At 42.8% G+C, this 24,237-nt stretch carries 25 protein-coding genes; 13 read left to right on the top strand and 12 right to left on the bottom strand.

Going from position 1 to position 24,237, the window contains the following annotated elements; genetic code table 11:
- Nucleotides 1-112: 112 nt before the first annotated feature.
- The 5 genes from EXT48_RS12715 (at nucleotide 113) to EXT48_RS12695 (ending at nucleotide 5,099) form a co-directional block, all read left to right on the top strand.
- A complete protein-coding gene (locus EXT48_RS12715) occupies nucleotides 113-1,819 on the top strand; it encodes a hypothetical protein (RefSeq protein ID WP_130164674.1) in 1,707 nt (568 codons plus the stop codon).
- 312 nt (nucleotides 1,820-2,131) lie between these two features.
- On the top strand, nucleotides 2,132-3,304 hold the full coding sequence (locus EXT48_RS12710) for a MerR family transcriptional regulator (protein ID WP_130164700.1): 1,173 nt from the start codon (nucleotides 2,132-2,134) through the stop codon (nucleotides 3,302-3,304).
- Nucleotides 3,304-3,810, top strand: a complete 507-nt coding sequence (locus EXT48_RS12705) for a GNAT family N-acetyltransferase (protein ID WP_205992076.1) — start codon at nucleotides 3,304-3,306, stop codon at nucleotides 3,808-3,810. The genes EXT48_RS12710 and EXT48_RS12705 overlap by 1 nt, the downstream gene beginning before the upstream one ends.
- 345 nt (nucleotides 3,811-4,155) lie before the next feature.
- A complete protein-coding gene (locus EXT48_RS12700; protein WP_010370628.1) occupies nucleotides 4,156-4,404 on the top strand; it encodes a hypothetical protein in 249 nt (82 codons plus the stop codon).
- 128 nt (nucleotides 4,405-4,532) lie between these two features.
- Complete coding sequence (locus tag EXT48_RS12695; RefSeq protein ID WP_017217868.1) at nucleotides 4,533-5,099, top strand: hypothetical protein; 567 nt, start codon at nucleotides 4,533-4,535, stop codon at nucleotides 5,097-5,099.
- A 129-nt stretch (nucleotides 5,100-5,228) separates the two neighbouring features.
- Here EXT48_RS12695 and EXT48_RS12690 read toward each other — a convergent pair whose 3' ends face one another.
- The gene (locus EXT48_RS12690) at nucleotides 5,229-5,777 is read right to left on the bottom strand and encodes a carbohydrate binding domain-containing protein (RefSeq protein ID WP_130164673.1); all 549 of its coding nucleotides are present in this window, start codon (nucleotides 5,775-5,777) and stop codon (nucleotides 5,229-5,231) included.
- Between the two features lie 242 nt (nucleotides 5,778-6,019).
- On the opposite strand from EXT48_RS12690, the gene EXT48_RS12685 reads away from it, so the two are divergent.
- Complete coding sequence (locus EXT48_RS12685) at nucleotides 6,020-8,710, top strand: DUF2339 domain-containing protein (RefSeq protein WP_130164672.1); 2,691 nt, start codon at nucleotides 6,020-6,022, stop codon at nucleotides 8,708-8,710.
- 11 nt (nucleotides 8,711-8,721) lie between these two features.
- Here EXT48_RS12685 and EXT48_RS12680 read toward each other — a convergent pair whose 3' ends face one another.
- On the bottom strand, nucleotides 8,722-9,474 hold the full coding sequence (locus EXT48_RS12680) for an SDR family oxidoreductase (protein WP_239360421.1): 753 nt from the start codon (nucleotides 9,472-9,474) through the stop codon (nucleotides 8,722-8,724).
- A gap of 111 nt (nucleotides 9,475-9,585) precedes the next feature.
- Between EXT48_RS12680 and EXT48_RS12675 the strand changes: the two genes are divergently transcribed.
- The gene (locus tag EXT48_RS12675; RefSeq protein ID WP_130164671.1) at nucleotides 9,586-10,491 is read left to right on the top strand and encodes a LysR family transcriptional regulator; all 906 of its coding nucleotides are present in this window, start codon (nucleotides 9,586-9,588) and stop codon (nucleotides 10,489-10,491) included.
- A gap of 74 nt (nucleotides 10,492-10,565) precedes the next feature.
- Complete coding sequence (locus EXT48_RS12670; RefSeq protein ID WP_010370646.1) at nucleotides 10,566-10,814, top strand: hypothetical protein; 249 nt, start codon at nucleotides 10,566-10,568, stop codon at nucleotides 10,812-10,814.
- Nucleotides 10,815-10,912: 98 nt separating this feature from the next.
- Here EXT48_RS12670 and EXT48_RS12665 read toward each other — a convergent pair whose 3' ends face one another.
- The 7 genes from EXT48_RS12665 to EXT48_RS12635 all read right to left on the bottom strand — a co-directional run bounded on the left by EXT48_RS12665 (nucleotide 10,913) and on the right by EXT48_RS12635 (nucleotide 19,692).
- Nucleotides 10,913-12,298 (bottom strand): hypothetical protein, encoded by a 1,386-nt coding sequence (locus EXT48_RS12665; protein ID WP_045989600.1) that lies wholly within the window; start codon nucleotides 12,296-12,298, stop codon nucleotides 10,913-10,915.
- A 237-nt stretch (nucleotides 12,299-12,535) separates the two neighbouring features.
- The gene (locus tag EXT48_RS12660) at nucleotides 12,536-13,618 is read right to left on the bottom strand and encodes an MBL fold metallo-hydrolase (protein ID WP_130164670.1); all 1,083 of its coding nucleotides are present in this window, start codon (nucleotides 13,616-13,618) and stop codon (nucleotides 12,536-12,538) included.
- A 131-nt stretch (nucleotides 13,619-13,749) separates the two neighbouring features.
- Entirely contained in the window at nucleotides 13,750-14,448 is a 699-nt protein-coding gene (locus tag EXT48_RS12655; RefSeq protein ID WP_039492087.1) for a response regulator, read from the bottom strand.
- 12 nt (nucleotides 14,449-14,460) lie between these two features.
- Entirely contained in the window at nucleotides 14,461-15,933 is a 1,473-nt protein-coding gene (locus EXT48_RS12650; protein WP_130164669.1) for an ATP-binding protein, read from the bottom strand.
- A gap of 20 nt (nucleotides 15,934-15,953) precedes the next feature.
- Complete coding sequence (locus tag EXT48_RS12645) at nucleotides 15,954-17,450, bottom strand: cytochrome-c peroxidase (protein WP_130164668.1); 1,497 nt, start codon at nucleotides 17,448-17,450, stop codon at nucleotides 15,954-15,956.
- A gap of 170 nt (nucleotides 17,451-17,620) precedes the next feature.
- Nucleotides 17,621-18,550: a hypothetical protein gene (locus EXT48_RS12640; protein ID WP_130164667.1), complete on the bottom strand. Its 930-nt coding sequence runs from the start codon at nucleotides 18,548-18,550 to the stop codon at nucleotides 17,621-17,623.
- Nucleotides 18,550-19,692 (bottom strand): hypothetical protein, encoded by a 1,143-nt coding sequence (locus EXT48_RS12635; RefSeq protein ID WP_130164666.1) that lies wholly within the window; start codon nucleotides 19,690-19,692, stop codon nucleotides 18,550-18,552. Before EXT48_RS12635 ends, EXT48_RS12640 begins: the two co-directional genes overlap by 1 nt.
- Before the next feature lie 285 nt (nucleotides 19,693-19,977).
- Between EXT48_RS12635 and EXT48_RS23870 the strand changes: the two genes are divergently transcribed.
- The gene (locus EXT48_RS23870; RefSeq protein ID WP_240703385.1) at nucleotides 19,978-20,160 is read left to right on the top strand and encodes a hypothetical protein; all 183 of its coding nucleotides are present in this window, start codon (nucleotides 19,978-19,980) and stop codon (nucleotides 20,158-20,160) included.
- Nucleotides 20,161-20,178: 18 nt separating this feature from the next.
- A complete protein-coding gene (locus EXT48_RS12630) occupies nucleotides 20,179-21,087 on the top strand; it encodes a TRAP transporter substrate-binding protein (protein WP_276320165.1) in 909 nt (302 codons plus the stop codon).
- A 74-nt stretch (nucleotides 21,088-21,161) separates the two neighbouring features.
- On the opposite strand, the gene EXT48_RS12625 is transcribed toward EXT48_RS12630, so the two are convergent.
- The gene (locus EXT48_RS12625; RefSeq protein WP_130164697.1) at nucleotides 21,162-21,998 is read right to left on the bottom strand and encodes a prohibitin family protein; all 837 of its coding nucleotides are present in this window, start codon (nucleotides 21,996-21,998) and stop codon (nucleotides 21,162-21,164) included.
- Between the two features lie 102 nt (nucleotides 21,999-22,100).
- Here EXT48_RS12625 and EXT48_RS12620 point away from each other — a divergent pair, with 102 nt between their 5' ends.
- Complete coding sequence (locus tag EXT48_RS12620; protein ID WP_130164665.1) at nucleotides 22,101-22,514, top strand: GNAT family N-acetyltransferase; 414 nt, start codon at nucleotides 22,101-22,103, stop codon at nucleotides 22,512-22,514.
- Nucleotides 22,515-22,553: 39 nt separating this feature from the next.
- Here the strand turns inward: EXT48_RS12620 and EXT48_RS12615 are convergent, their stop codons facing one another.
- Complete coding sequence (locus tag EXT48_RS12615; protein ID WP_010607259.1) at nucleotides 22,554-22,739, bottom strand: hypothetical protein; 186 nt, start codon at nucleotides 22,737-22,739, stop codon at nucleotides 22,554-22,556.
- 95 nt (nucleotides 22,740-22,834) lie between these two features.
- Between EXT48_RS12615 and EXT48_RS12610 the strand changes: the two genes are divergently transcribed.
- On the top strand, nucleotides 22,835-23,158 hold the full coding sequence (locus tag EXT48_RS12610) for a hypothetical protein (protein ID WP_010607258.1): 324 nt from the start codon (nucleotides 22,835-22,837) through the stop codon (nucleotides 23,156-23,158).
- A 132-nt stretch (nucleotides 23,159-23,290) separates the two neighbouring features.
- Complete coding sequence (locus EXT48_RS12605) at nucleotides 23,291-23,539, top strand: DUF3297 family protein (RefSeq protein WP_102056316.1); 249 nt, start codon at nucleotides 23,291-23,293, stop codon at nucleotides 23,537-23,539.
- A gap of 55 nt (nucleotides 23,540-23,594) precedes the next feature.
- Here the strand turns inward: EXT48_RS12605 and EXT48_RS12600 are convergent, their stop codons facing one another.
- Entirely contained in the window at nucleotides 23,595-24,236 is a 642-nt protein-coding gene (locus EXT48_RS12600; protein ID WP_010607256.1) for a response regulator transcription factor, read from the bottom strand.
- Nucleotide 24,237 lies beyond the last annotated feature (1 nt).

Raw genomic sequence — 24,237 nt, 5'->3', positions numbered from 1 at the left:
GTCAATTTGATGAGCAAATTAGCTCAGGACAGAGCGAAGCCGTACTCGACTAGTATTTAGTCAATAAATAGGTTAATTTTATTGCACCTAAAAAAGATACAATCCGAGTTGCATGAAAAATACAATAACATTAGCAATTACTTTGCTATTCTCGTTGCTACTAATGCTATCAACGCCGACTTTGGCATCTGAGAGTGAAAATAAGCTGCAGATCCATGTCCATTATCAACAAGCCTCGGATTCATGGTTGATACAGTACAAATTGCCTAAAGCAGTTGAGCGGGTAAGCTTTGCAAGACAAAGTAACTTCGACCGCACGCAGCACTACCAAATAACTCAACCAGACCTGAAGTGGCAGCAAGAAGGTGGAGTACTATCAATCACCGCAGCGAATGGTAAAAAGTTTACGTCTTTCTCGCTTACATTTGATTCGTTTTATGGTTTTATCCTAAAAGACTACAGCCAAAATGTGCAATACAGTGATGGCAGCGTTTTGTTTTACACCAATCATCTTAGCCTTAGTGAAAAGGTAACTGCACAATCGGAGGCCATATTTGATGGGACCCGGTTTTATTTTTATAGCCCAAAGACCGATATCGTTTTCTCGGGCAAGCGATATAAGCATAAGGCAAGCTGGGATTTAGTCGGAGATGGAACTTATATTTACTTTGGCACGATCACTCCCATTGAGAATGACAACATGATAGCGGTAGTAGATCCAGCGCTACCTAAGTGGGTGTGGCAAAACACACAAACGTATTTCCCCAAACTATTTGACTATTACGCCAAAAAACTAGATCAACCACTTAACTTCAAGCCAGTGGTATTTTTTAATTATGCACACTTAGCTGACGATTTTGCCAATTATGAAGGGGGAACGTTAGCTGGACTGGTGCAGTTAAGTGTGAATGGTAAACGTTGGCAAAACAAAGACAGTGAGCGTTTTAACCAGCTCTTCCACTTTCTTGCCCATGAAGCTGCTCATTTTTGGAATGGTCAAATGTATGCGATTGAAGACTATAAACATGCTTGGCTACATGAAGGAGGAGCCGATGCTTTTGCTTACCTTGCAATGCTTGAGTTTGGTTTTATTGACGCTAAACAGTGGTTACAAAGATTTGAAGAGTCAGCCAATCAATGTTTATTGAACAAAGAGCAAACGGCGCTTAACGAGTCAGCGAAGCAACAACGATACAAAAACTATTATTCTTGTGGCGCGGTAATGGCGCTTGCCAGTCATTATCAGGTTCAAGCTACAAACCCCTCGCAGTCACTTTTTGATATCTGGCGACATCTATTCGCACAAAGTAAGGCCTACTCATACAATCAAAGCGATTACTTTAATGTACTAAATGGCTTAATCGGCAATGATAGGCTTGCTAAGGCGCTGGGGCGTTTTAGCGATCAAAGAGTGGAAGATAACTTCAGAGAAATAGAGACTTGGTTTGAAGGCACTGTGCTAAAGGGGGCTGTGTCAACGGACTACCCTAGTTTTTACCATCAACATTGGGGTAAAGAGATTATCATAGAACTAATGCGTACTCATTGCCGCAGGATTAGCCTCAGCTATTACGATGACTATATCAAGACCTACCCGATAGAGAACTGCAAAGTATTTGACCATGACATGGAGATACAGTTTGTAGATGGAGTGGATCTGCTTAAAAATGGGGTATCGGCTTATCAAGCTTTCAAAGCAAAATGTCAGCGCGGTGGCGTTGTTAATTTTTCAGATAGAGCAAAGCAACCTGTTGCCCAAATCCGCTGTTTGGATAAAGTCGGCGCACTTACGCCTTACATAAAATTGACGACCGAATAGTCAAACCCAAGGATGTATGGAGGCGATATTTTTATTAAAAAAGTTGGATGAGCAGTCATAGTGAGGTGTGATACGAATTTGAGCTTGTATCACATTTCAACATTATTTATTTAACCGCAGCTCAGGTTATTTATGATTAATATCCATACTCCCCCCTTTACATAGTCGCAGTATCTACTTATTAGCAGTGATGTGTCTAACTTACAGGTTCGACATTAATTCTTTGCCAAAAGATTTCTTTTATGTGTAGATTAGTGTTGACCTGTCTATAACTTCATACTTTATCTTGCACCTCAATCTGAGGAGAACATGATGTATCGGATCTCTGAATTAGCACGCGAAGTCGGCTTGAGCCGCTCAACTTTGCTCTACTACGAAAAGCTCGGACTCATTAAGGGGCAACGTCAACTCAATGGCTACAGAGTTTATACCAATGGTGATCTGCAGCGGCTTAAACTGTTATTGCAACTGCAGGCTGGTGGACTGTCTTTAAAAGAGTGTCTTGCATGCTTGGATGCGAAAGTTGATCGCCAGCTACTCGAGGAAAGGTTAGCGAAGCTAGAGACCGAAATTGCCCAAAAAGTGCAAGCGAAGGCGCTACTGTCTTCATTACTTGGAATGGACTCTATGCGTACATGGCATCATGCGATGGACAAGCAAGCCCCTGATGCTCACTTCGATTGGCTGTTGAAACAAGGGTTTACTGAGAAGCAGGCATTGAAATTAAGGTGGTTGTCTCAGGATATGAACATACATGATCAGTATATTGGGGAATTCGACGCTGTCTTTAACGGATTAGAAAGGCTAGGACCAGGCTCTGCTGCTGATACGTTGCGGGCGTGGGGAAAATTGCCAGATAGCAATGGAGCAGTGTTAGAGGTTGGGTGTGGAAAGGGGATATCAACGCAAGTGCTCGCATACCATACAAGGGGTTCAATTTTGGCTATCGATAACGATGAACTAACTCTTTGTGTAGCAAAGTTAAACTTGGCGGCTCAACAGGTATCAGAGCTAGTTCGTTTTGTATGTGCAAGTATGACTCAATTGCCATTTGATAGTGCAAAATTTGATGTCATTTGGGCTGAAGGTAGTGCATACATTATGGGGGTTGAAAAGGCGCTTAAATATTGGCGTCGTTTTTTAAAGTCAACAGGCTTTATTATTTTTAGTGATCTAGTTTGGTTTACAGACGAACCCTCGACAAAAGCCAAAATGTATTGGAGTACACAGTATCCTGATATGCAAACTGTAGCGTACCGCATTGAGCAAATTAAACGATTAGATTTTGAAATAATTGATCATTTTAGTTTGTCTCAAGAGGCGTGGGATAATTATCTTCAACCACTCAAAGCGAAGCTGATGGGGCATGCGACAGGTACAATCGACACTACTGTTCTTTCAGATTTAAAAGATGAAATTGATATCCATGATAATTACTTAGGTGAATATGGCTATCAGTTTTTTATAACCAAATTAAAGAGGTAATGATGAACATTAGACCAGAAATCACACAAGATTATGAAGCCATTCGCTCACTCACGTACTTAGCTTTTGAAAATCATCCACATCATGAACCAGGAGCAAAGCCGACGGAGCACCTGATAGTTGAAAAGTTAAGAAATACAGCGCGTTTAGCGCTATCTTTGGTTGCTGAAGATGGAGAAAGCGTTGTTGGCCATATTGCCTTTTCTCCAATAACAATCAATGGAAAAGCCAGTAAGTGGTTAGCACTAGCACCGGTATCCATTGCTCCAAAAGTGCAGGGAAAAGGCATAGGAAGTCTGCTAATTAACAGAGCTTTAGAGATACTAAAACAGCGAGATGTAGACGGCGTAGTGCTGATTGGTGAGCCTGCGTATTACTCACGCTTTGGGTTTAACCACTCCCCAGAGCTTACGGTTTCAGGGATACCAAAAGAATATTTTATGATTAACAGCTGGTGTGAAAGTATCCCTAGTGGAGAAGTTGGTTTCGATCCTGCGTTTGGATGAAGCCATGTAAAATCTTGGATAAGTGTTGACCTAAATCTGGAAGGCACTATCGAAATTTACACAAATAAAGTAGTGTCGTTTTGGGTACTAATAATTGGTTAGTTTCAATTGTTGAGAAAAAAGGTATTAAAATTTCAAGGTGTAACACTTTTTAAAATGATAACTTTTTGTAAGTAATGGTTTTAATTTTTATTTCGGCTGTAGATTACAGTTAATAACTGGTTTGGAGGTTGGGATTGTTCAGCTTGATAATTAACCTATAATTAATTTGGCAGGTAGCAATAAAGCTGATAATCTATCGCCCGTCTTAAAATAATCTCACTTAAACACAAGGATTATAGTGTTATGAATGCTCAAAGATTGGAGCGCATATTAAGTGCGTTTTTACCTTCTTTTATTGCCAAGCAACTGGCTAAATCGCCAAAGCTTTTGTTGTTTGTTGTTCTATTTATCACCTTGCTCGTCATTTTTATTATTAAAGTCGCTTCTTTTGCTATTTACTCTTTGGTCGTTGGAGCTGTGTTATTCGGCTGTTGGATGGCGTGGAGTGGCACCAAACGCATCATGTCGAAGCGCAAGAAACGAGTGTCTTAAAGTTAAGTCAAGATACTCTGGGCTTGATAATTATTACGTAATTAATCTGAAATATATTTTGTCGGTTTGTCTGCCGTATTAGATATTACATAAATTGAAAATCTCAATCTATTTAAGGAAAAATAACCATGAGTCTATTAAATAAATTCAAAACTCAAGCGCAATCTATTGGTAGCAGTATTGGCGAATCTACCAGTAAACTAAGCGGTGATATTGTGTCTTCAACAAAAGACAATGCAAAGCTTGCTGGTTTGAAATCAGATATCGCGTCAATCGATGGTCAACTTAATATTGCATACCAAGATATTGGCCGTAAATACATTGAAAACCTAATCAAAAACGATGGTGCAAACCTTGAGGCTGTATTGCAAGACACTATCGAGCGTATCGACCCGTTAATTAAGCGTAAAGATGATTTAGAAGCGGAAGTTATCGCTATTGAGAAGCAACTAAAAGATCAGATTGTTATTCAGGAAAAAGCGGTTTTCCAAAAAGAGTTTGATGGTGAAAAAGAGAAGCTAGAAAAAGCGCTAAAGCTTGATGTCATCTCACAAGACGAGTTTGATACTAAGCTGGCTAAAGCGCGTTTGAAACTAGACAATTTCGATGAAATTCGTAAAACCAAAAAGCAGCACGAAATGGGTCTAATCAATAAAGAAGAATTGAAAGAAAAGCTAACGGCATTAGGTGCGTAATTTTAACGCTTAATTACTCCCTGATTAGCCAGCGCTATTAATTTAACCGTTATCTGTGCTGGCTATATTGTGGCTTTGCGAAAAGCCGCAATATCTCACATCTCGTTTACATCATTTCTAACCAGTGAATTACTCAATTCGAAGACTTTTTATTGCAAGGCTTGCTTCACCACCTTCCACATCCGTTAAATCTGGTACGAAGTAAAGTGCTGAAACATGCTTGAGTATGACCCCTTTGTCTTTTGACCAAGCTGGTGTCCAATTGGGTCTGGCAAAATCATTCAGAGCTACGTTGATTGTTTGCCAAGTGTTTGATGCTGGTAATTTAGTTTGGTAGTGAGCATAGCTTTTATCACCTGAGCTGCCATACTCCTGTTGCGATAACTTAACGATCAAAGCGTTATCACTTTTATACGTCAGTGCGATATTGAATTGAGAGGGGAGCTGTTTTGTGGGCAAGTCGTAAATAAGTTCTACCCAAGAGTTGTTTTGTTTGTCGACTCGCGGCACGCGTTTAAACTGAATAGCAACTTGCTCTTCATTAACAAGCGGGCCGTTCAGAATTGCTTGGCTGCCATGCGGGTCGGTCGCAAAACGCCACTGTTTTGGCTTTAAGTTTGGCTGAGTATAGCTACAGCCAGAAACCGCTACAAAAAGTAAAAGTGATAAAAAACGCACAGAAAAATCCTTAGAACAACGTCCCTAAAATATAATTTTTTAGTTTATTTACAAGGAGGTAATATGACAACGGGGCGCATGTGCATTTTTGGCCAATGTTAGAAAATTTCAAGTCATCATACTTCTATGTGGCTTGCTAAAGTTATGGCACCCATCATGAGAGATTGATTTATTGGTGTGGTTGATCTCATACTGTTTCTAATGCAGGTGAACTAGGGCCTAGCAAACAAATAAGGAGTCGTATGGAAACGGAGTTTATCTCTTTTATATTTTATCTTTTTGTATTTATTGGCGCTGTTTTTGCCCTACAAGATAGACAAAGGCTTAAGCAACTCGTTAAAAAAGTACATCAGTTACAAAATACGATAGAGCAGCAAAGTCGCCGGATCTCGACACTTGAAGGTCGTGAATTATCAGATCAAGCATGCTCAGAGCAAACACATTCAGAGAATAAGCTATCTGAGTGTGGACAAAAGAATGGCGAAACAGCTGATAGTACATCATTAACAGCACGGACTGCATTGGGCGAATCCACGGCCACAGCCAATCATACACAACCTCAGCAGCCTGAAAGCGCGGTCACTATCGCAAGAGCTAAGCCTAGTAAGAGTAAACCTGCCTTTGAATTTGACTTTACTTTAGATTCTTTATTAAAAGGAAATGGACTCTTTTGGATAGGTGCTGTAGTGCTAGCCTTGGGCGGCGTTTTTCTAGCTAAGTACTCTATTGAAGCAGGACTTCTTCCCCCAAGTGTGCGAGTGATACTGGGCGCTCTTTTTGGAGTCAGCTTGGTTACTGCCGCTGAAGTCGTAAATCGCTACAAAGAAAAGCTAAAAATTAATACTCCATACATTTCTGCAGCGCTTGCCAGTGGTGGCGTGATCACTTGCTTTGCCATGATATTGGTTGCTTTTGATTTCTATCATTTTATACCAGCTAATTTGACCTTTGTTTTACTCGCCATTATTTCCTTGGTTGCGACCTCTTTGGCACTGAGATTTGGCCCTGTGCTCGCAGGTATTGGCATCGTTGGTGCGTATGTCGTGCCTGCTTTGGTATCGACAGGTTCTAATAATATCGGTGCGTTACTGCTGTATATCAGCTTTGTTTCACTCTCTGCGATATGGGTTGCGGATTATGTGAAGCAAAAATGGTTGTGGTGGCAAAGCTTTGTTGGGCATTTCTTATGGTTTTGCACCGCGGTTGCGGTTGGTGGAAGCGGTGACTTTTGGGTGCTGCTGATTTTTGCGCTTATCTCTATGTACTTATATGTGTTGGTAGACGTACTGGGCTGGCGCCTGACGAATTCAATGATAAGTCCGTTGCCTGTCAAAGATCTATTAATGCCAAGAAAAGAGCAATTGGGAATTTTACTCCCACTGTTACTTATCGCATGTGCGCTAATAATAAAAACCCATATCGATACGCTTATTTGGGCTAATGTCTTATTTGCTAGCGTGGTTTTGTGCGCGGCTTATAGACATAGTGCATTGGATAGTTGGCCATTTTATTTACTATTGTTTGTACTTCTCTCATTCTACTTGATGCCCAAAGTGGGCACTTTCGACGACGTACTTTTTCCTTTCACCGGTAAGTATTTGTTTATCCAAGTAGCAGTGGTCATCACGATGTTATTTAGCATGATGATGATTAAGCGATATCCATCAAGACTCGCTTATTTGATGCTGTTGAACGTGGCACCACTTGCGCTTTACGGTGTAAGCTACGCTATTTCTCCGAGAGTCACAGAAGCAATTTTATATCCTGTATGGGCGATTGAAATGCTGGCCATCGGGCTCTTCGCTTCGTATTGTGCGATGAAAACGGATACTAATATTCAGCAGGTCACTTACCTTATTTTGGCGAATGCCATGCTGAGTTTGTGTTTTACGATGTTACTCTCGGCAAGCTCGTTGACTTTAGCGATTGCGGCACAAGTAGCGTCTATGAGTTATTTGAGCTGGAAGTACAAGGTGCGTTTACCTGATTGGTTGTATAAGGCTGCACTTATTGCCGTTGTTACCCGTCTTACTTTTGCGCCTTGGCTTGCAGATTACAAGCACGAAACAATTTTAACCATACATTGGACACTTGTGGTCTATCCGCTGGTGCTGGGCATCATTTGGTTTGCTACCAAATACAACCCTTCAAAGGCCCTGAACACTTGGTTTATGGGCGTTGCAATGCATATTGTGGCGCTTCTGGTCACGACCGAAACAAGCTATCTCTTGATTGGTGACTACCCTGATTTTACTAATCTCGGTTTCCAAGAATCCGTGTTGCTTGCTTTAAATTGGCTGGTGCTTGGCGCTGTATATCTGTGGCGAGGGCAGCTCAGCGACAAGGGCAACAGACTTTATCCGCTTGCCGCGAGCTTGCTGTTACTTGGAAGCGCGTTGCTCCACGCCGATATTTCGTTTGCCAATAATCCGTTTTTTGACAGGCAATATATTGGAGACGGTGTGTTTAATTGGCTACTTTTGCAGTGGTTGGCACCAGCATGTGTATTCGCTGTCATGCTCCAGTTTAAGTTAATACCACCGCAATTTAAGCGTTTGGTATACGGACTGATAGCCGTACTAGGGGTCTTGTTTATCAACGGTGAAATTCGGGCGTTATTTCATGAAGGTTTCCTCGTGCTGTCGATGCCGATGGAGCAATCCGAGTTATATACCTATTCAATTGTTTGGCTATTGATTTCAACCGTATTGATTTTTGTTGCCAAGCGGATAGAGCATAAGGTGTTGATTAACGCCGGTTTTGCAGGGCTAGCCATTGTTATCTTAAAAGCCTTTGTGGTCGATATGGCAAACCTCGAAGGCTTGCTGCGTGCCTTGTCTTTTATCGGTTTAGGCTTATGTCTGGTGGGAATTGGTTGGTTGTTTCAAAAAATGCAGGATCAGCCCAGAGAGGTAAAACCAACGGCGGACTGATCCTTACATTTTTACAAGCAGTAACCACCGTCAACAGTGATGTGCGCACCGCGCATTGCTGTTGACCCTTCGCCAGTTAAAAAGTCTAAGCTTGCTAGCATTTCTGTTGCTTGTAACATGCGACCTAATGGAATCGACGACAACCCTGCATTGAGCTCGGCTATTTGTTGCTCGCTCATTCCTGCTTTATTTTGGATTTCAGTATGGGTCACCCCAGGACGTAGGTGGTTAATACGTACTCCACGGTCACTCCATTCTAAATTGAGCGTTGCAGCTAGCGCCTCAAATGCGGCTTTGCTAGCGGCATAACTTGCCGCTCCAGCAAAAGCACGCTGTACCGCAATACTTGATACATAAACAACACTACATGGATTATTCATTACTGGTAACAAGTGTTGTAATAGCATTGCAGGGCCTGTGAAGTTAATAAGCATGGTCGTATTTAAATCGCTTAGCTCATTGTCGGCAAAAGGTTTTGGATAGAATACACCCGCATTTAAAATCACCGCGTCAAGCTTAATGTCCTGTGCTTGTAGCTTCTTTGGTAAGCTTTCAAAGTGGGTTGGAACGCTGCTGTCACAGAGCAGCCCAAGCACTTGTGAAGGATGGTTTGCGCATGCTAGCAGTTGGTTTTCGACCGTTGCAATTCTGTCTTCGTTTCTTCCCGTAAAAATGACTTTCCAGCCTTGGGTGAGGTAATGCTTGGCAGCTGCAAGTCCAATTCCAGCAGTTGCGCCAGTGATCAAGATGGTTGGTAATGACATGGTAAATCCTTATGCGTTATACGATGGTATAAATGACATTGTAGTGATTGCAATTCGTGCTGATAAGATGATAAAAAACGAATTGATAAGTTCTCTTAGAGAAACAATGAAATGGAATTACACAAGCAATTAGAAAATTTGTATTTATTTAGGCTAGTGGCCTCTATAGGCAGTTTTCAGGGCGCTGCCGATAAAGTGCAGTTACCACGCTCGTCGGTCAGTAAGCGCATATCGCAGCTAGAGCAGCAGCTCAATGTGCGTTTATTAGAGCGCAGTACGCGTAAATTGGCACTGACCCAAAGCGGCAGCCAATTACTCAAAAGTACCGAAAAGTTACAGGAAGTATTAAGCCAGACTGAGCAGTTAAGTGAGCAGCAACGTTTAACGCCAAGCGGTAAGGTAAAGATCAGCTGCTCGACCTTAATGGCTGAGCGCTATTTGCTGGCTAAACTACATGATATTTCAAAACAGTTTCCTGATATACGTTTCGAGCTGAACTTGACGGACGATATTGTCGATTTAATCGATAATCAGATAGATATTGCTATCCGAATAGGGCATTTACCTGATTCTTCGTTACTTGCTAAGAAAATCGGTGAAAAATTCTTTGCTTGGTTTGCCAGTCCGGAGTATTTGGCTGTAGCCGGCACGCCTGACTCCCCCGATGCTTTATTGAGTCATCGTTGCTTGGTATTTAAAAATAAAGGCACCACCATGGACAAATGGCCATTTGTCCATCAAAACGGTCAGGTGTTCAACATCAAGCCCCATGCCGTAACGTATTGTGATGATGCCCGTGCAATGGTGCAACTTGCGGTGCTTGGACAGGGGGTTGTGATGGGAGACCCTTACTACGTTCAACAGGAATTAAACCAAGGTCAGTTGGTACCTATTTTAACCGAATACGCACATCCTGACCGCCAACCAATTCATTTAGTGTGTTTAGGTAAACAAGGCCGCAGTAAAGCCGTACAGTGTGTATGGGAAGCATTAAGCCATAGTTTGAATAGGATGTAATTGTGGCGTCAGGTTCAATCACTTCAACATAACTGCTATTCTACGCGGCATACTGAGTAAGTGAGAGTAAAGAGATGATCAACGATAAAGATATCATTGAAACTTTGGACGAGCTGGAAGCTTTTTTGTTGCTAATTGATAACGGTGGCTTAGGGTTGCAAAACGTGGCTGGTGTGGCACTGGCAACGAACAACAGCGATGGCAGACCATTTATTGCGATTTTGGATGATAAACACCAATTGTTGTTGGGTCGTTGGGTATCTCAAGACGTGTATGAAAACGGTAAAGACATGGTTCGTTACGGACCAAAGAAAGCGCATTAATATCCTTTGAGTAGCCGCATCGCAGGATTTAGGATTGGAGTGCGGTAAACCTGCTTCCAATCCATTTTGTCGGCGGTTATTCGAAACTACATCTGTGCTTAAGCGTCGTTTTCAATATACACGGAATCGCTTGCCATAAGCTCTATGGCGACGATTTCAGAGCGGTTCATGGTGAGTTTATATCTTTCTAACTGGATTCCCTGAGAAGATTTAAACCGCATTACCAAGTTTATTTGATAGCGACGTTCAACTGACTTTTTCGAGACCTTTTTCCCTTCAAGGCTATAAAGCTTTCCTGCACCTTTTTTCAGATAGCGTACAAACGAACTCATGTTAAAGGTGATACGTTGTTGCACTTCTTCGTAACCGGGTAAAAACTCGTCGATATGCACTTGGTTTTTACAGCAAAAATGCAGTAGATGCGCCGCTTGTTTATTTTGCTGTCGACGCTTCTTTAGTAGCTTATCAACGTCTTCTGGTAGGTCTTTTTTACGAATATGTTCCAGCCATATAGTTTGTGTACAAACGATGGCGTCCGTCACTGAGTTTTTAAACTTGTTGCGCCACTTTGGCCGGCCACGTTGAATATGACGCCATGCCCACTGGGTTAAGTCTTCTTTGAATGTTTCTCTAAGGCCATAAATTACCCCAAGCAAAGCGATAAGGGCGACGGTGACTTCTTGAAAGTTAGAGCGGGCGTTGAGCACAATAAACATCACGAAGGCCATGATAATACCAGTAACCACACCGCGAACTAAACGCTTTAGATTGGTACTTAAGTCGATGGTTTGTTTGTTAAAAACAACGCCATATTCAATGAGCCTTTCAAGCAATTTCATTTTATTGGTAATGCGGTTTGGGTCGTCCAACGTGACTTGCGAGTTGTAGCTCTGCTCCTCGCGGTATTGGCTTTCTCGTTGACAGAAACTAACAATACAGCTTCGCTCATGACTAAAGTCGCTTGACTTAGGCCCGCTGGAGAGGAGTTTCAAAAACGCTTGCTCAGTATGCCAGCTGAGGTAGTTATCTGCGTTTTGATAGTAAGGCTTAAGCTTATTGTCTGGTGGCGTGTAACGCCTGAGTTTTTTCAATAGGCGCTCGGTTTCTTCCACCAATAATTGTGCAGCTGGATAAAACTCATCAGCCTCTTTTAGCTTCAATGTCTGCTTTACATCGGCATCTAGCGCAATGCGGATCTGGTAGCAAAATAGATTTAGATTAACGCGGTAATCCGTTTTTTGACCTTTGCTTTGGCTGATAAAGCGGCTACGTACCAAGGGGAGGTGGAGCTGCTCCGAGTAATATGCACTGTGGCTTTTTATATTGGCATTAAAATAGTCTACTTCGTTCAACGTGTTGGTATTAATCCCCATATCGGTTGGGATTGAAAAATACAGGTCGAGTTGGTTTGTCTCTTTGGGAAGGAGTTGATAGTTGATTTTAAAAGATAAGCTTTCGTCTTGACTTAGTTTGGCTCTGCTCACTCGGGTATGGTGCCTCCTTGAATTAACACTTTGTAATTATAACACATTAACCTGAACAAAACCGGAATAGGCCTTATAACTACTTGTTGTATCTGTTTTTATTAATTGTTTTTTGTTGTCATCTATACCACTTTTTAGCCAATAAAAAGCATAATTAACCATCACTGAGAAAAGCTAGAAAATAGGAGGCTTTATAACGCACCAAATCAATTAGAGACTTGGTGCGCTAGCATAAGGTTATAGGTGCACTGAATCACCTTCATTTAAAATATACAGTGGCGTTTGGGCTTTTAGCACTTGTTGCATATGCAGTAAGCGGAAAAGCGCTGAATGCGAAGTTCTATCTCCCATTTTCCAACTAGCATTACCGTAGCCCCACGGCACCATAACCTTGCAGCCCAGCTCTTTTGCGGCAGTCAGTGCATCTTCTGGTGTGGTGTGTACTTTACGATACCAATCAGGATGTTCTTCGCTGTAGTATGAGGCAATTGGAAGTAGGCACACATCAATATCACCGTATTTTTCTTGAATGTCTTTGAAGTGCGGTGAATATCCAGTATCTCCAGCAAAAAATAGAGTCTTGCCTAGGTGTTCTAATATCCAGCCACCCCATAGTGCAGCGCCATGATCTTCGTATAAAAACGGCACCCAAATACGGCTGCTGAAGTGATTTGCAGGCACAAAGTGTGCGGTTACTTCACCAAGTTGTTTGCTTGAATACCACTCCATTTCAGAAACCTTGTATCCATCTTCAGGAAAGTGCTCTGCAAATCCAAGCGGGGTGAGGTAATTTGGTCCAGTACCAATCGCTTCGATATCACTCTTGTTAAAATGATCGTAATGAATGTGGGAGTACATTACGGCATTGGTTTGCTGTAACTCTGTTTGACTGAGCTGTGCAGGTTGATTGCGATTAAACCCTTCTGAGAGGCGAAACGCCCAGTTTACAGGCCAGTCAAATTGAGCCGTGACAGGGTCAAACAAAAACTGTTGTCCATCTTTGGTGTTGACTTTAAAACTCGCATGTCCGAGCCATTGGATAGCAAAACCAGTATTGAGCGAGAGAGTGGGGTTGTTGCCAACGTAAGTGCAATCTTGCATTTCGGACTGACATTGAATTTGTTGGGTGACTGGATAGCAGTTTTCTTCGCAAGTCACTGGATAATCTTTAAACTTATTGTAGATGTTGGAATATCTATCTTCATACCCTTCTACAGAGCTATGTTTTACCACGGAAGACTCAGATTTTATTCGCTCTACAACATTACTATTACTGCAGCCTGTTAATGTGATTATGACTGCCAAAGCAAGCCTTTTCATGCCCATTCCTTTTTATAATTATTAGTTATTTTTTGGAGTTTACCAATAAAAGGGAATGGGGTGTAGCGGTGAATTAAGCCTCAGGTGAGCGTTGGATTAGTGCATAACCCAACGCCATTGTGGGTTAGAGACTAGGAATTACGTTCCTGCGCCTCAAACTTATATCCCGCTCCGTAAATGGAGTGGATAAAGTCGTATTTAGGCGCGATGCTTTGCAGCTTTTTACGAATATTTTTGATATGGCTATCTATGGTTCTGTCGCTAACAATGTGGCTGTCATCGTAGATGTGATCCATCAATAAGTCGCGGCTATAAATTCGGCATGGGTGTCCGTACATTGCCTTTAAGAGCATAAACTCGACATAAGTGAGCGTCGCTCTCGCGTCGAGGAAGGAGACAAACAAGCTCTCTTCGTCTAATTTAAGTTTGCTCTCGGTTTCTGACACTGTGCCGCGCTCATTTAGCGTCACGCGTCTTAAAATTGCCTTGACCCTTGCGACGACTTCTTTTGGACTATAGGGTTTACACACATAATCATCAGCACCCACTTCAAGACCAAGGAGACGGTCGATTTCTTCTACTTTGGCGGTGATCATGACAATTGGCACGTTTGAATAAGCTCTGATCCGCTTGCAAATTTCGATACCGTCAAGGTTAGGCAGCATGAGGTCGAGTAAGATAAGGGCGGGTTGCTGTTGTTTAAAAGCCTCTTCAGCTAAAGCGCCATCATGAACACAGTGGCTGGTATACTCGGCTTGAGCCAAATACTTACTTAAAATATCGGCAAGTTTTGGTTCATCTTCGACGATTAAAATATGTTTGTTTGGCACGGGGGAAACTCATTATCTTTTCAGTTCAATAATAATAGCGAGACCACCCAGTTCGCTCAAGTCCGCAGTGATTTTTCCGTTGTGGGCAGCAACGATACTTTGGCAAATGGCTAAACCAAGGCCAGAGCCACCCGTTTTTCTACTCCGCGCTTCCTCTACTCGATAGAGTCTATCAAATAGTTTGTTTAGCTGTTCTTGTGGCACAGAAGGTGCGCTGTCCTGCCAGTAAATTATCGTTTTATCTTGTCGTTGTATGACTTTTACATCGAGATTTCCCGGTTGTTCAGCTGAGGAGTCTGTGTAACGCAAGGTGTTTTGCAACAAGTTATCGAATAGCTGCCCAAGGCGCTGCTCGTCACATTCTAAGGTAATATGCTCATCGCATTGCAAGGAATAAGCAAGATGGTGCTTTTCAATTTGGTGATTACTTTTCGCAAACGTGCGTGAGAGCAGGTCGTAAAGGTTTTCTTTATCCATGTTGTAAGTAAGTGCACCGCGGTCTGACAGCGATAGTTGATGTAAATCGTCCACCAGCCGAGTCAATCGTTGGATCTCTTCGTTAAGGGACACCAGTTGCTCAGGATCGCTTGCGATAATGCCATCAATCATGCCCTCAAGTTCCGCGCGGATCACGGCAATCGGCGTGCGTAGCTCGTGCGAAATATCCGCTATCCATTGCTGCCTAGCTATTTGGTTCTGCGCTAATGTGTCTGCCAAACGGTTCATATCTCTGGCAAGCAAACCGAGTTCGTCTTTACTCGCGATATTGACGCGAGCATCGTAATTTCCTTGTGTCAGTGTTTTTGCATTGCGGCGCAACAACACGATTGGGTTGACCATATATTTACTAAAAGGCACGGCAATCACTAAAGTAACCAACAGGGCGACGAGCGCAATGATGATGAACTGTTTACGTTGTTGCTCTGCAAACAGTTGGTCGAAGTCATTGCGTACCAAGCCACTTTGCTCGACACCTAAGTAGGCGATAATCTGTTCGCGTTTAGGCTGCGCCAAGTGGTCGCTTTGATAGACTGGGAACCACAACGAAGTCTGCTTACTTTTCGGTGTGCCCATAATAATATTGCCTTGTGCGTCTTTGATCAGCAGGCGTTTTTTATTGTCAAAACGCGGTGGAGGGCCATCACGTCTTCGTGGCCCTCCTTCGCCTCTTTCACGATGTCTTGGTGGTGGACGAGAATGTAGCCTGTCTCGCGGTCGCTCATCCTCAGAAAGACCATAGAAGCTACGTACTATGCCGTCCCAATCCTCTGAGCCTCGATACACCCAGTCCAAAGAACCATGGCGTGCGTAAGTCTCAGCAACTTGCGTTACCACATTTTTGAGTTGTGCCCGAGAGGTATTTTCAAGATAGGCAGTAAAGCTTTTTTCAAATGCTAATTTATTGGCGATATAGATAGCCAGCACCAATGTGGTGTTGGCTATCAAAATTATCAGCAATAGTTTGACGCGAATGGTCATTTTCATGGTTGTTGTTATTCCACCGGTTAACGCTGTGCATGCAAGCGTAAATTATCAGGGTCTGGTGTGCGACGGTTTGGCACCCACCTTCTTACGCACTGCTGGTCTTTTGCACACTTGTCTGTCAAGGCATGTAAAAACGCAACGAGATCCTGCTTTTGTTGTGGCGCTAAATTAGCGGCAACAAAGGGTGACTGGCGCAGTAACGCTAACGCCGCTTCACTATTTTCTCTCGCTTGTAGGTTTAGTGTGTCACACTGAGCGGTTAAGGAAAACTGCTTTAATCCACAAGCACCACCACGTTGAAAAAATTGCTCGACGGTTTGCTCAGGGTTTGAGTAATGATTGACCACTTGTTCTAACGACTCGTAGGCTCCTGCGTGACCATATGGCGCAGTCAGGGCAACATTGATTAAGCTCGGGACTCTAAACGCAAATTGGTTGCGAGGCGAAGGGTCAATTGCAGCGCGTCCGATATCGGCCTGATTATCTTGTGTACCAATACCATACTGTGGAAAGGCGAGGTTAAAGAAACCATCGTTAGTGAAACGTTCACCACTGTGGCACCCAACACATCCTGCACCGCCTTCAGTTACTGGAGTAAAAAAGAGTTTAGCACCACGTTTTTGTTGATCGTTAAGTGCGCCACGGTCACCACGGGCATAGCGATGCCAATCGGTATCCACCATCACAAATGACGCTTGATACTGGCCGAGCGCAAAGGCAATACTATCAAAGGTAATTAATGTTTGCGCGTCAGCTTGCGAGTTGAATGCTTCTCTAAAGGCTTGAAGCCAATCGTTGGTGGCCAAACCTCCGGCTTCATCACCGTAATCGCCAATGCGTTGGGCTAAGTGTGAGCGGACTTGTTCATTGGTTTCGGCACTTTCGAAAGCCTCTCCACGCATTTCTTCACGAGAGGTGACAGGAAAGCGAGACAGGGTTGCAACTAGTGAATCTGCCGCGTTTACATCTGGTTGGTTAAAACCTGAATCAGGCGTACTGATAAAACTGCTTTCATTGCCTTGGTCGTCAGTGATAGTCACACGTTGAACACGGCCGTCCCAAAATAAAGCGTTGTTGGCAAATCCGGTATTAAAAATGGTGGGAGAGTTACGTGGAATATTGATGTCATCGTTGACTGCTTGGCGACCTGGGCCTATCACATCACTTTCTACTGCGTTTGTACCTATTGGCAACGAAAGGCCATCGGCACCACCGAGCCTTGGATCGTGACAGCTCGCACAAGCGACTGATTTTTCTCCCCCAAGGGCCTTGCTAAAAAATAACTGCATGCCGAGCTGAGCAATGGGATCTGAGATCCTCGGCAGTTGTTGTGCACCTGCAACTCTGCCAGTAATACCGCGAGCACGCATAATTTGTGAGAGTTCATCATCCAGCGCCGAGCTAGGTTGTGGCTGGCCGGGAGGCGGAGGTGGTAGAGGCTTATGTTGTGCTGCTATTGGTAAACTTGCCACCGCGGTAACAAGTGCCATTGCACGTAGAAAGTTCGCGTTGTTCATCGTTATTCCAAACCTTATTGTGATTCGAGTCTTAAAATTGGCAGGCAAAAGTGCAGAGAATGTGAAAATGGAAATTTTTGTTTTGAGAGGGAGAGAAAGAAGAAATAATCTGGAACCGTTACAGCATTTTTTAAAATCTCACATGGGTTTTGAGTTATCGCTAAAGCAGGTTAGTGAGCTATTAGGCTTAACCGATATTTAGCTTGTGTAAGTGGGATTTGTATACGACGTATTGAGCTTGGGAAGGTTGATGGAAACAGCGGCTCAACAGCGCTAATATCAAATGCGTATGCTGGCGCATTGTCATATTCGCCGAATAAGGCGGTAACCTGAGAAAAAGGCGTAGGTACAAGCTTGTATGGCGCTAGCGATTGCTGTATATCAAGTTGATATTGATATGCTTTCACCAGTTGTAATGCGTGATCAAAGTGGCAAATATTCCAGCTTTGATTTTCATTGTTTAGCTGCAAAGCCCACACCCCATTTTTATCGGTAGCGACAGAGTATGGGTTTTCGCAAGGCGTAGGTAGTGACTTTGTGTTACTGCGCTGCCAAGCACCCTGGTGATTCAAACAGAGATTCTCTTTGCTATTAAGCGTCACGACTCGTGTGCTGAGCCTTGCTTTACAAGCATCTTCCACAGGTAACCAATAAGCGGGTTTGGTGGTGGAAAGTACCATAAATCCGGCAGGTTTTTCTGGGTCGTGCGAGGTCCATCCAATAAAATAGTGGTTGTCTACGCGCCACTGATCATAGCTTAACCGACCACGTTGGTATTGACTAGCTAAAGGCAAAGCGCCTTGTCGGTCAGCAAACTGGCAATGGATGGTGTCACTCTTAAGTTTACAGGCTGACTGAACCCTATCGAAATTGAGAGGTATTGCAGCATCTGGATAGTTTGGTGGAATAAAATGCGTGTGCGGCAACGATGTAGGCTTTAACTCATTATTGTCTGATTGTTCAAAGCGGCACTCTGGCCGCTCAGTAGAGGGTGCTAAGGCTACTTTATCGCTAGACATAGTGAGCTCGCAGCTTAATAAATCAAAGCTTGCCGAAATGCTAAAGATAGCGAGATAAATTAGCCAAGCGATATTCGTCATTATTTTCCTAATTCAAAATGAAAGTCGGTAACCTGTAACGATTTAACTTGAGGCACGAAATAGCTAGTATCGTAGATATTGCTGTAGTCATGCCAAGCTTCACCTTCGCTATCAAGCTCGTTATCATTAGGAGCAAGCCAAGGTTCTAAAGGTTCAGTTAAGAAGCTGACATGTAGGTGATTCTTATGATTTGATTTAACATCTGTAACGCCTTTCAAATTATCGGCAAAGATAATTTTAGTTGCGCCTAATTGTACCAAAGCGTCAACTATAGTCTGTGTGGCTTGGCGATGGTAGTGTGCGTCACCAACGCTAACTGGGCCTGATGATGTTCCTATCGGACGAATATCTACTGTACCACCAAACTTGTGCGTAAAGTGAGGAGGATTTATTCCACCCCAGCGCATGGTTGCTCCCGTTATTGTGAGATAATTTGGCATCCCGACAGGTTTGTTTTGTACGTTTTTCCAAGCTTGTCCTAAATTTTGTAAAGCACTTAGCAAGTCTGGGTGTAAGTGGCGGCCAACTAGACCTGCTGTAGTAAGCCCTTCACTTGCGCGGTCTGGAATGTTGACTAAGCCTGTTACTGCGCATTTTACGATTAGCTGAGCCTGCAAGTTACCAGTTGAGGCTGTTAACTTATCAGAGCCTGGCTGTTGTTCATTACCGCAGCTATGGAAGTTATTTACGGTAACTTTCACTTGGCCATTAGCATCGGTCACTAGACTTGAAGCTTCGTAAGGAGCTCGTAATCGGAACAGCCCTTGGTCTATTCTTTGAATTACCGTTGCTCTTGAACCACTCGGAAAACGGTTTGCCATCGTATTTTTATCTCGCCAACTTGATGTGGTGAGCGTGTTATAAGTTGAATTTATAGTAATGGTTTTACCTACGGCCGGTCTGCCATCAGAATAGGTTAATGTTAATGTCCAAAGCGCGCTGTTGCCATTTTTTGGGTATAAAGTGACTTCACTGGCATTTTCAAGCCATTGCTGACCAAAATAAGCCTTTCCAGTTGGTGTTGTAATGAGGCCGTCATAATCAAGGTTAGTGTTGATCGAAAGGGTCGGTTGAGGTGTCTTGGCGGATAAGTGGGCACAAAATCCCAAGGTAACACAGATTAGTGCATTTCTTCTGTTCATCGTTAATCTCCTTTTATTAATCGATATGAACGTGATTACTGCGTTAAATTTGCTTTGTTTTAAGAAAACACCTAGCGAGACAAAAGTAATGATAGTAAAGCTATCGCTTTTGATGAATAAACTAGCACTACACTCCTTGTGGTGAATCCAAAATAGACTAGTATAAATTTTGTTAAATACAAGTGAGGTTTTTGTGTTTTTGATTTGGGTGTACATCTAAGCTTATTGAAATAGTGATCGACTCAGCTATCTTTAATTAAGGTATGGAATATAGGTAGTACTCCCATGTCCAAGAGTAGACGTCAATTTCTTGAAGCTTCACTAGCGGCATGTTTGAGTGCTTCATTTCCGGTTAGCCAAGTACTTGCACTACATTTATTCTCAGAAGATGAACGAGAACAAGAAATGGCTAAGCGCAGTGCTGCCCTCCATATTTTAAGATTAGCTTCCCCATACCCTGCGGATTAAAGTGACTTTATCCCGCACATGCATCAAGTGTTTAAGGAGAATGTTGAGTCTATGACTCGTGGTAAAATCTATGTTGATATTCACCATAGTGGTTCGCTTGGAAGTGGCCGCGAGTTAATGGCGGCAGTGACTCGTGGATATGTGGAGGCCGCACTTATCTCTGTGTCAAATCTGTCTCGGGCGTTACCTGTGCTAGATATCCTTAATATCCCATTTTGGGCGAGCTCAAATCGCGCGTTTCTCAATTTAATTTGTTCGCCACAGTGGCAGTCACTCGTTATTAAGCCTATTAGTGAACAAGGAAAACTGAATATCTTAATGCATCATCTCGTTGGAGGTCGCACCCTAACAAGCACAAAACAGTTCAACCGCTTGATTAATTTGCCTGAAAAACTCAAAGGAGTAGTGCTAAGAGTGCCTGCTTCTAAGGTTTTGAGTCATTTTTACAGTATGACGTCGGCAAATGTTATTGATGTGCCTTGGGCACAAGTGGCCAAAATGGCAAGAACAAAACATATAGAGGTTATTGACCCTAGCGTTGTTGGCTTGTTTGCAGGTCCTGATCTGCTAAAAAACGAGATAGGGCAGATAGCTTTACTCGAAAGTGTCCCCGATGCTTGGGTGACCGTCGCAAATCAGCATTGGTTAGATGGTTTGCCGCTGCGCTTAAAAGGGGAAATCGAGGACGCGGGTAAGCAAACATTTCATACCCATATTGCGCAGATAGAGCAACTGCAAAAGCGCTGTGAGCACGAGCTCATGGCCTTGGGCGCAAGGCTGCACCCTTTAAGTGTGGACGAAAAGCGCGAATGGCAATTAAGGTTTGGTCATCACAATGCACAGTGGAATAAGGTAAAGCGAGAGCTCCTAGGCAGTACTCGCGCATTTCAACAGCTGGTAAATGCGACAGAAAAAGAGTTTATTTAATAACCTAGGTTGAGAGCAACAACAGGCCTTCTTGCTATTGTTACTCCCAACTCAAACGAATTATTGGTACTTTGTTATCGACTCTCTTTAACCAGTGGAATGCCATTGGTGCCAACCGGAATATAAACCGTTGTATGGTTGGGAGATTCTGCCATTTTTAGCTGCGCATTTATCGCTTCATGTTGTAAGTAGTTTGCAGTAAGTGTGGCGTTGATGATCTTTTGCGCTTCAGCGATACCTTTTGCTTCTTCAATCCGAATTTCAGCATCTTTTTTAGCAATGGCCTTTTGAGTCTCTTTTTCTGCTAGCAGCTGTTGCGCAGCGAGTTTCTTTTCTACAGCATTGGCTACAATATCTGGATAATTAATGTTACCGATCACCACTTGTTTGATATCAAATGGCGCTGACTGTAGGTAGCTTTTTAAGCGCTTTGTTACGATTTCAGCAATTTGTTCGCGTTTGCTTTTTAATGCGCCACTATCGTATTGTTGGACTTCGTCGCGAACATAGGTTCTGAAAGTTTCGCGAACAAAACGCTGATACCAATTCTCTGCACCATAATTTTCAACGACATCTTTTACTGTGTCTGGCTTAATTGCAATGACTGCATGAAAATCAAAACTGATGTTCAAGTCATCTTTGGCTAAGATCTCAAAGCGTTCTGTATAAGTGTTTGGGCGCATATCGATATTGACGACTTGATTTCTGAGCGGGGAAAAACCATAGTTGCTCGGACCTACTAAGCTACCTTGGTAACCACCAGAACCAAAAAATCTCGGTTGCTCAAAAACATAGCCTTCATGTCCTGCGGGTGTGCTTGGATTTGTGCAAGATGTGATGGAAAAAAGTAACACAATGCCAATCACGATAATAGATACAATTGAGCTTCCAATGCTAGATTTTGATTTCATCATAGATGATTCCTTTATAGGTACTTTGTTGACTATGATAGGTGACAATACTAAAACGAACAACAATTACCTTAGTTCAACGTAGTCAACCGGAGCGTAGCTGTGAAAATATCCGTAGTAGAAAATCCTGAGCAACACTTTGTCGATTTTTTAAGTAGTAAAATTAGCGAGTTTAACTGGGTGAATTGGGAGGTCACAGAGCGCCTTCCATTGGCGGTTGAAGTAAAGGGTGAGTCAGGAGAGGTTGTTGCAGGTGCAGCCGCGCGTACTTTTGGCAACTGGTTGTTGCTTGATACTTTGTGGGTTTCTGAGACACTAAGAGGTCAAAATATCGGCTCACAGATACTAGAAAGTCTAGAAGCGGCAGCCAAGCAAAGAGGGTGCGTGAAATGCTTACTCGATACCTTAAATTTTCAGGCAATGCCATTTTATGAAAAGCATGGCTATGAGACCCAATGGATCCAAGAACATTACCCTAAAGATGGCTGTAAGTATTTTATGGTAAAGGTGTTATAACAAGTTTAGTGGGTAAGAGTACTTACCCACAATGGCGCATTAATACGGATTTGGACAAGTTCGAACCTGAAAGTGTGTAAACCAAGGACAGCCTTGATCGAACTTGCTTTCTGGGTATAAAGGTGGATTGCCAGCACCTGCAATATTTGGGGTTTGCGCCATTGGTAAGTCTTGTAAATCTTTTGAAAGGGACTTAATCGCCTTTTTGTTTAATTTAAGTTTCATACTTGTTTCCTTGTGTTAACTTCATTGTTTATCTTATCGAGAAAAGTGGAGAGTGCAAGGGGGATGGGTATTTTATTTATAGGAAGCATATATAGATGAAAAATGTAGAAAACACTGAGCAGTTGGCTGCGGTAAATCAAAAGGTAGTAAGAGAAGGTGAGTGCTTACCATCGGTACAATTAAAAGATGGTAGTAGAGTGCAAACGGGTACAGTAGCAACTATGTTGCATAACATTGACCTTTACAATGCTGGTGAGCGAGGACAAGTAGAGGACGAGCTAAAGCTTGCAATCCCAACGCTGTGTAAAATAGGTCTATTTGAGCTGTTTACTGTGGAAGAATGGTTGAGTGGAGATAATCCTGGCCGTCGATACGTGGGTGAATGTGCCAAGGCATTTCTAAGTAATAACGTTAGCTAAACTTCAGAGACCTCATAGCGCTCTTAAATCGATACAGTTTTTAATTCAATTGCGATTATAAGACGCTCAGCTATTGAGCGCACGCGTGGGATTACCTACAATACAGCATGCTTAAATAATTGAAGAAAAACGATGACAGATTCAATCGAAAAACCAGCACTACCAGATAGACTTTCTATCAATCCTCGCAGCCCACATTATGCTAAAGAAATACTAGAGCACCACATTGGCATTCGTTTTAATGGAAAAGAACGTACCGATGTTGAAGAGTATTGCATTAGTGAAGGCTGGATCAAAGTCGCTGCGCCAAAAGCGCTAGATCGCCGAGGTCAGCCTTTGCTAATTAAATCAAAAGGAACGGTTGAAGCTTACTATTGCTAAGCGCCGTGACGATGCACCAATCTGCTCAGGGGTAAATTGGTGCGCTTTGTTTAAGCTACTGTAATATTCCCATCTCGATTGCTAATAGCACCGCACGGGTTCTATCCCTCACACCCAGTTTAGAAAGTAAATTGGAGACATGATTTTTGATTGTGCCTTCTGACTTGTGTAAGGCTTCGGCTATTTCCTTGTTGGAATAACCATTTGCAACCAGTCTCAATACCTCTATTTCTCGTACGCTAAGCGTCTCTGTGGCTTTGAACTCAGAAAAATCATTGTCGAGTTTTGGTGCATACTTTAATAGGGTTTCTGTAATTGCCGGTTGAAAGTAGGTTTCACCATTGAGGATGGTTTTCATTGCATTCACCAACGAATCCAGAGCGATATCTTTGAGTACAAAGCCTTTGGCTCCATTACTTAAGCTGTCCAGAACGAGTTTGGGGTCATCAAAGGTTGTTAGCACTAATACTGGGATCGTTATACCGCGACTATTTAGCTGCTTCAAAGTAGCGATACCGTTCATAATTGGCATGGATAGATCCAGTAGAATAATATCAGGTGAAACCTCTGATAGCCCATCAAGTAACGTCTGACCATTGTCGTACTGGGCAATCACTTCAACTTCTTCGTTAAATTGTAATAAAGTGACAATGCCTTCTCTTACGAGTTTCTGGTCGTCAACCACGACTACTTTCATC

It is taken from the genome of Pseudoalteromonas sp. CO348 (assembly GCF_004208845.1).
In the GTDB taxonomy this organism is placed as follows: domain Bacteria; phylum Pseudomonadota; class Gammaproteobacteria; order Enterobacterales; family Alteromonadaceae; genus Pseudoalteromonas; species Pseudoalteromonas maricaloris.
This window is presented reverse-complemented; position numbering and strand designations above follow the sequence as displayed.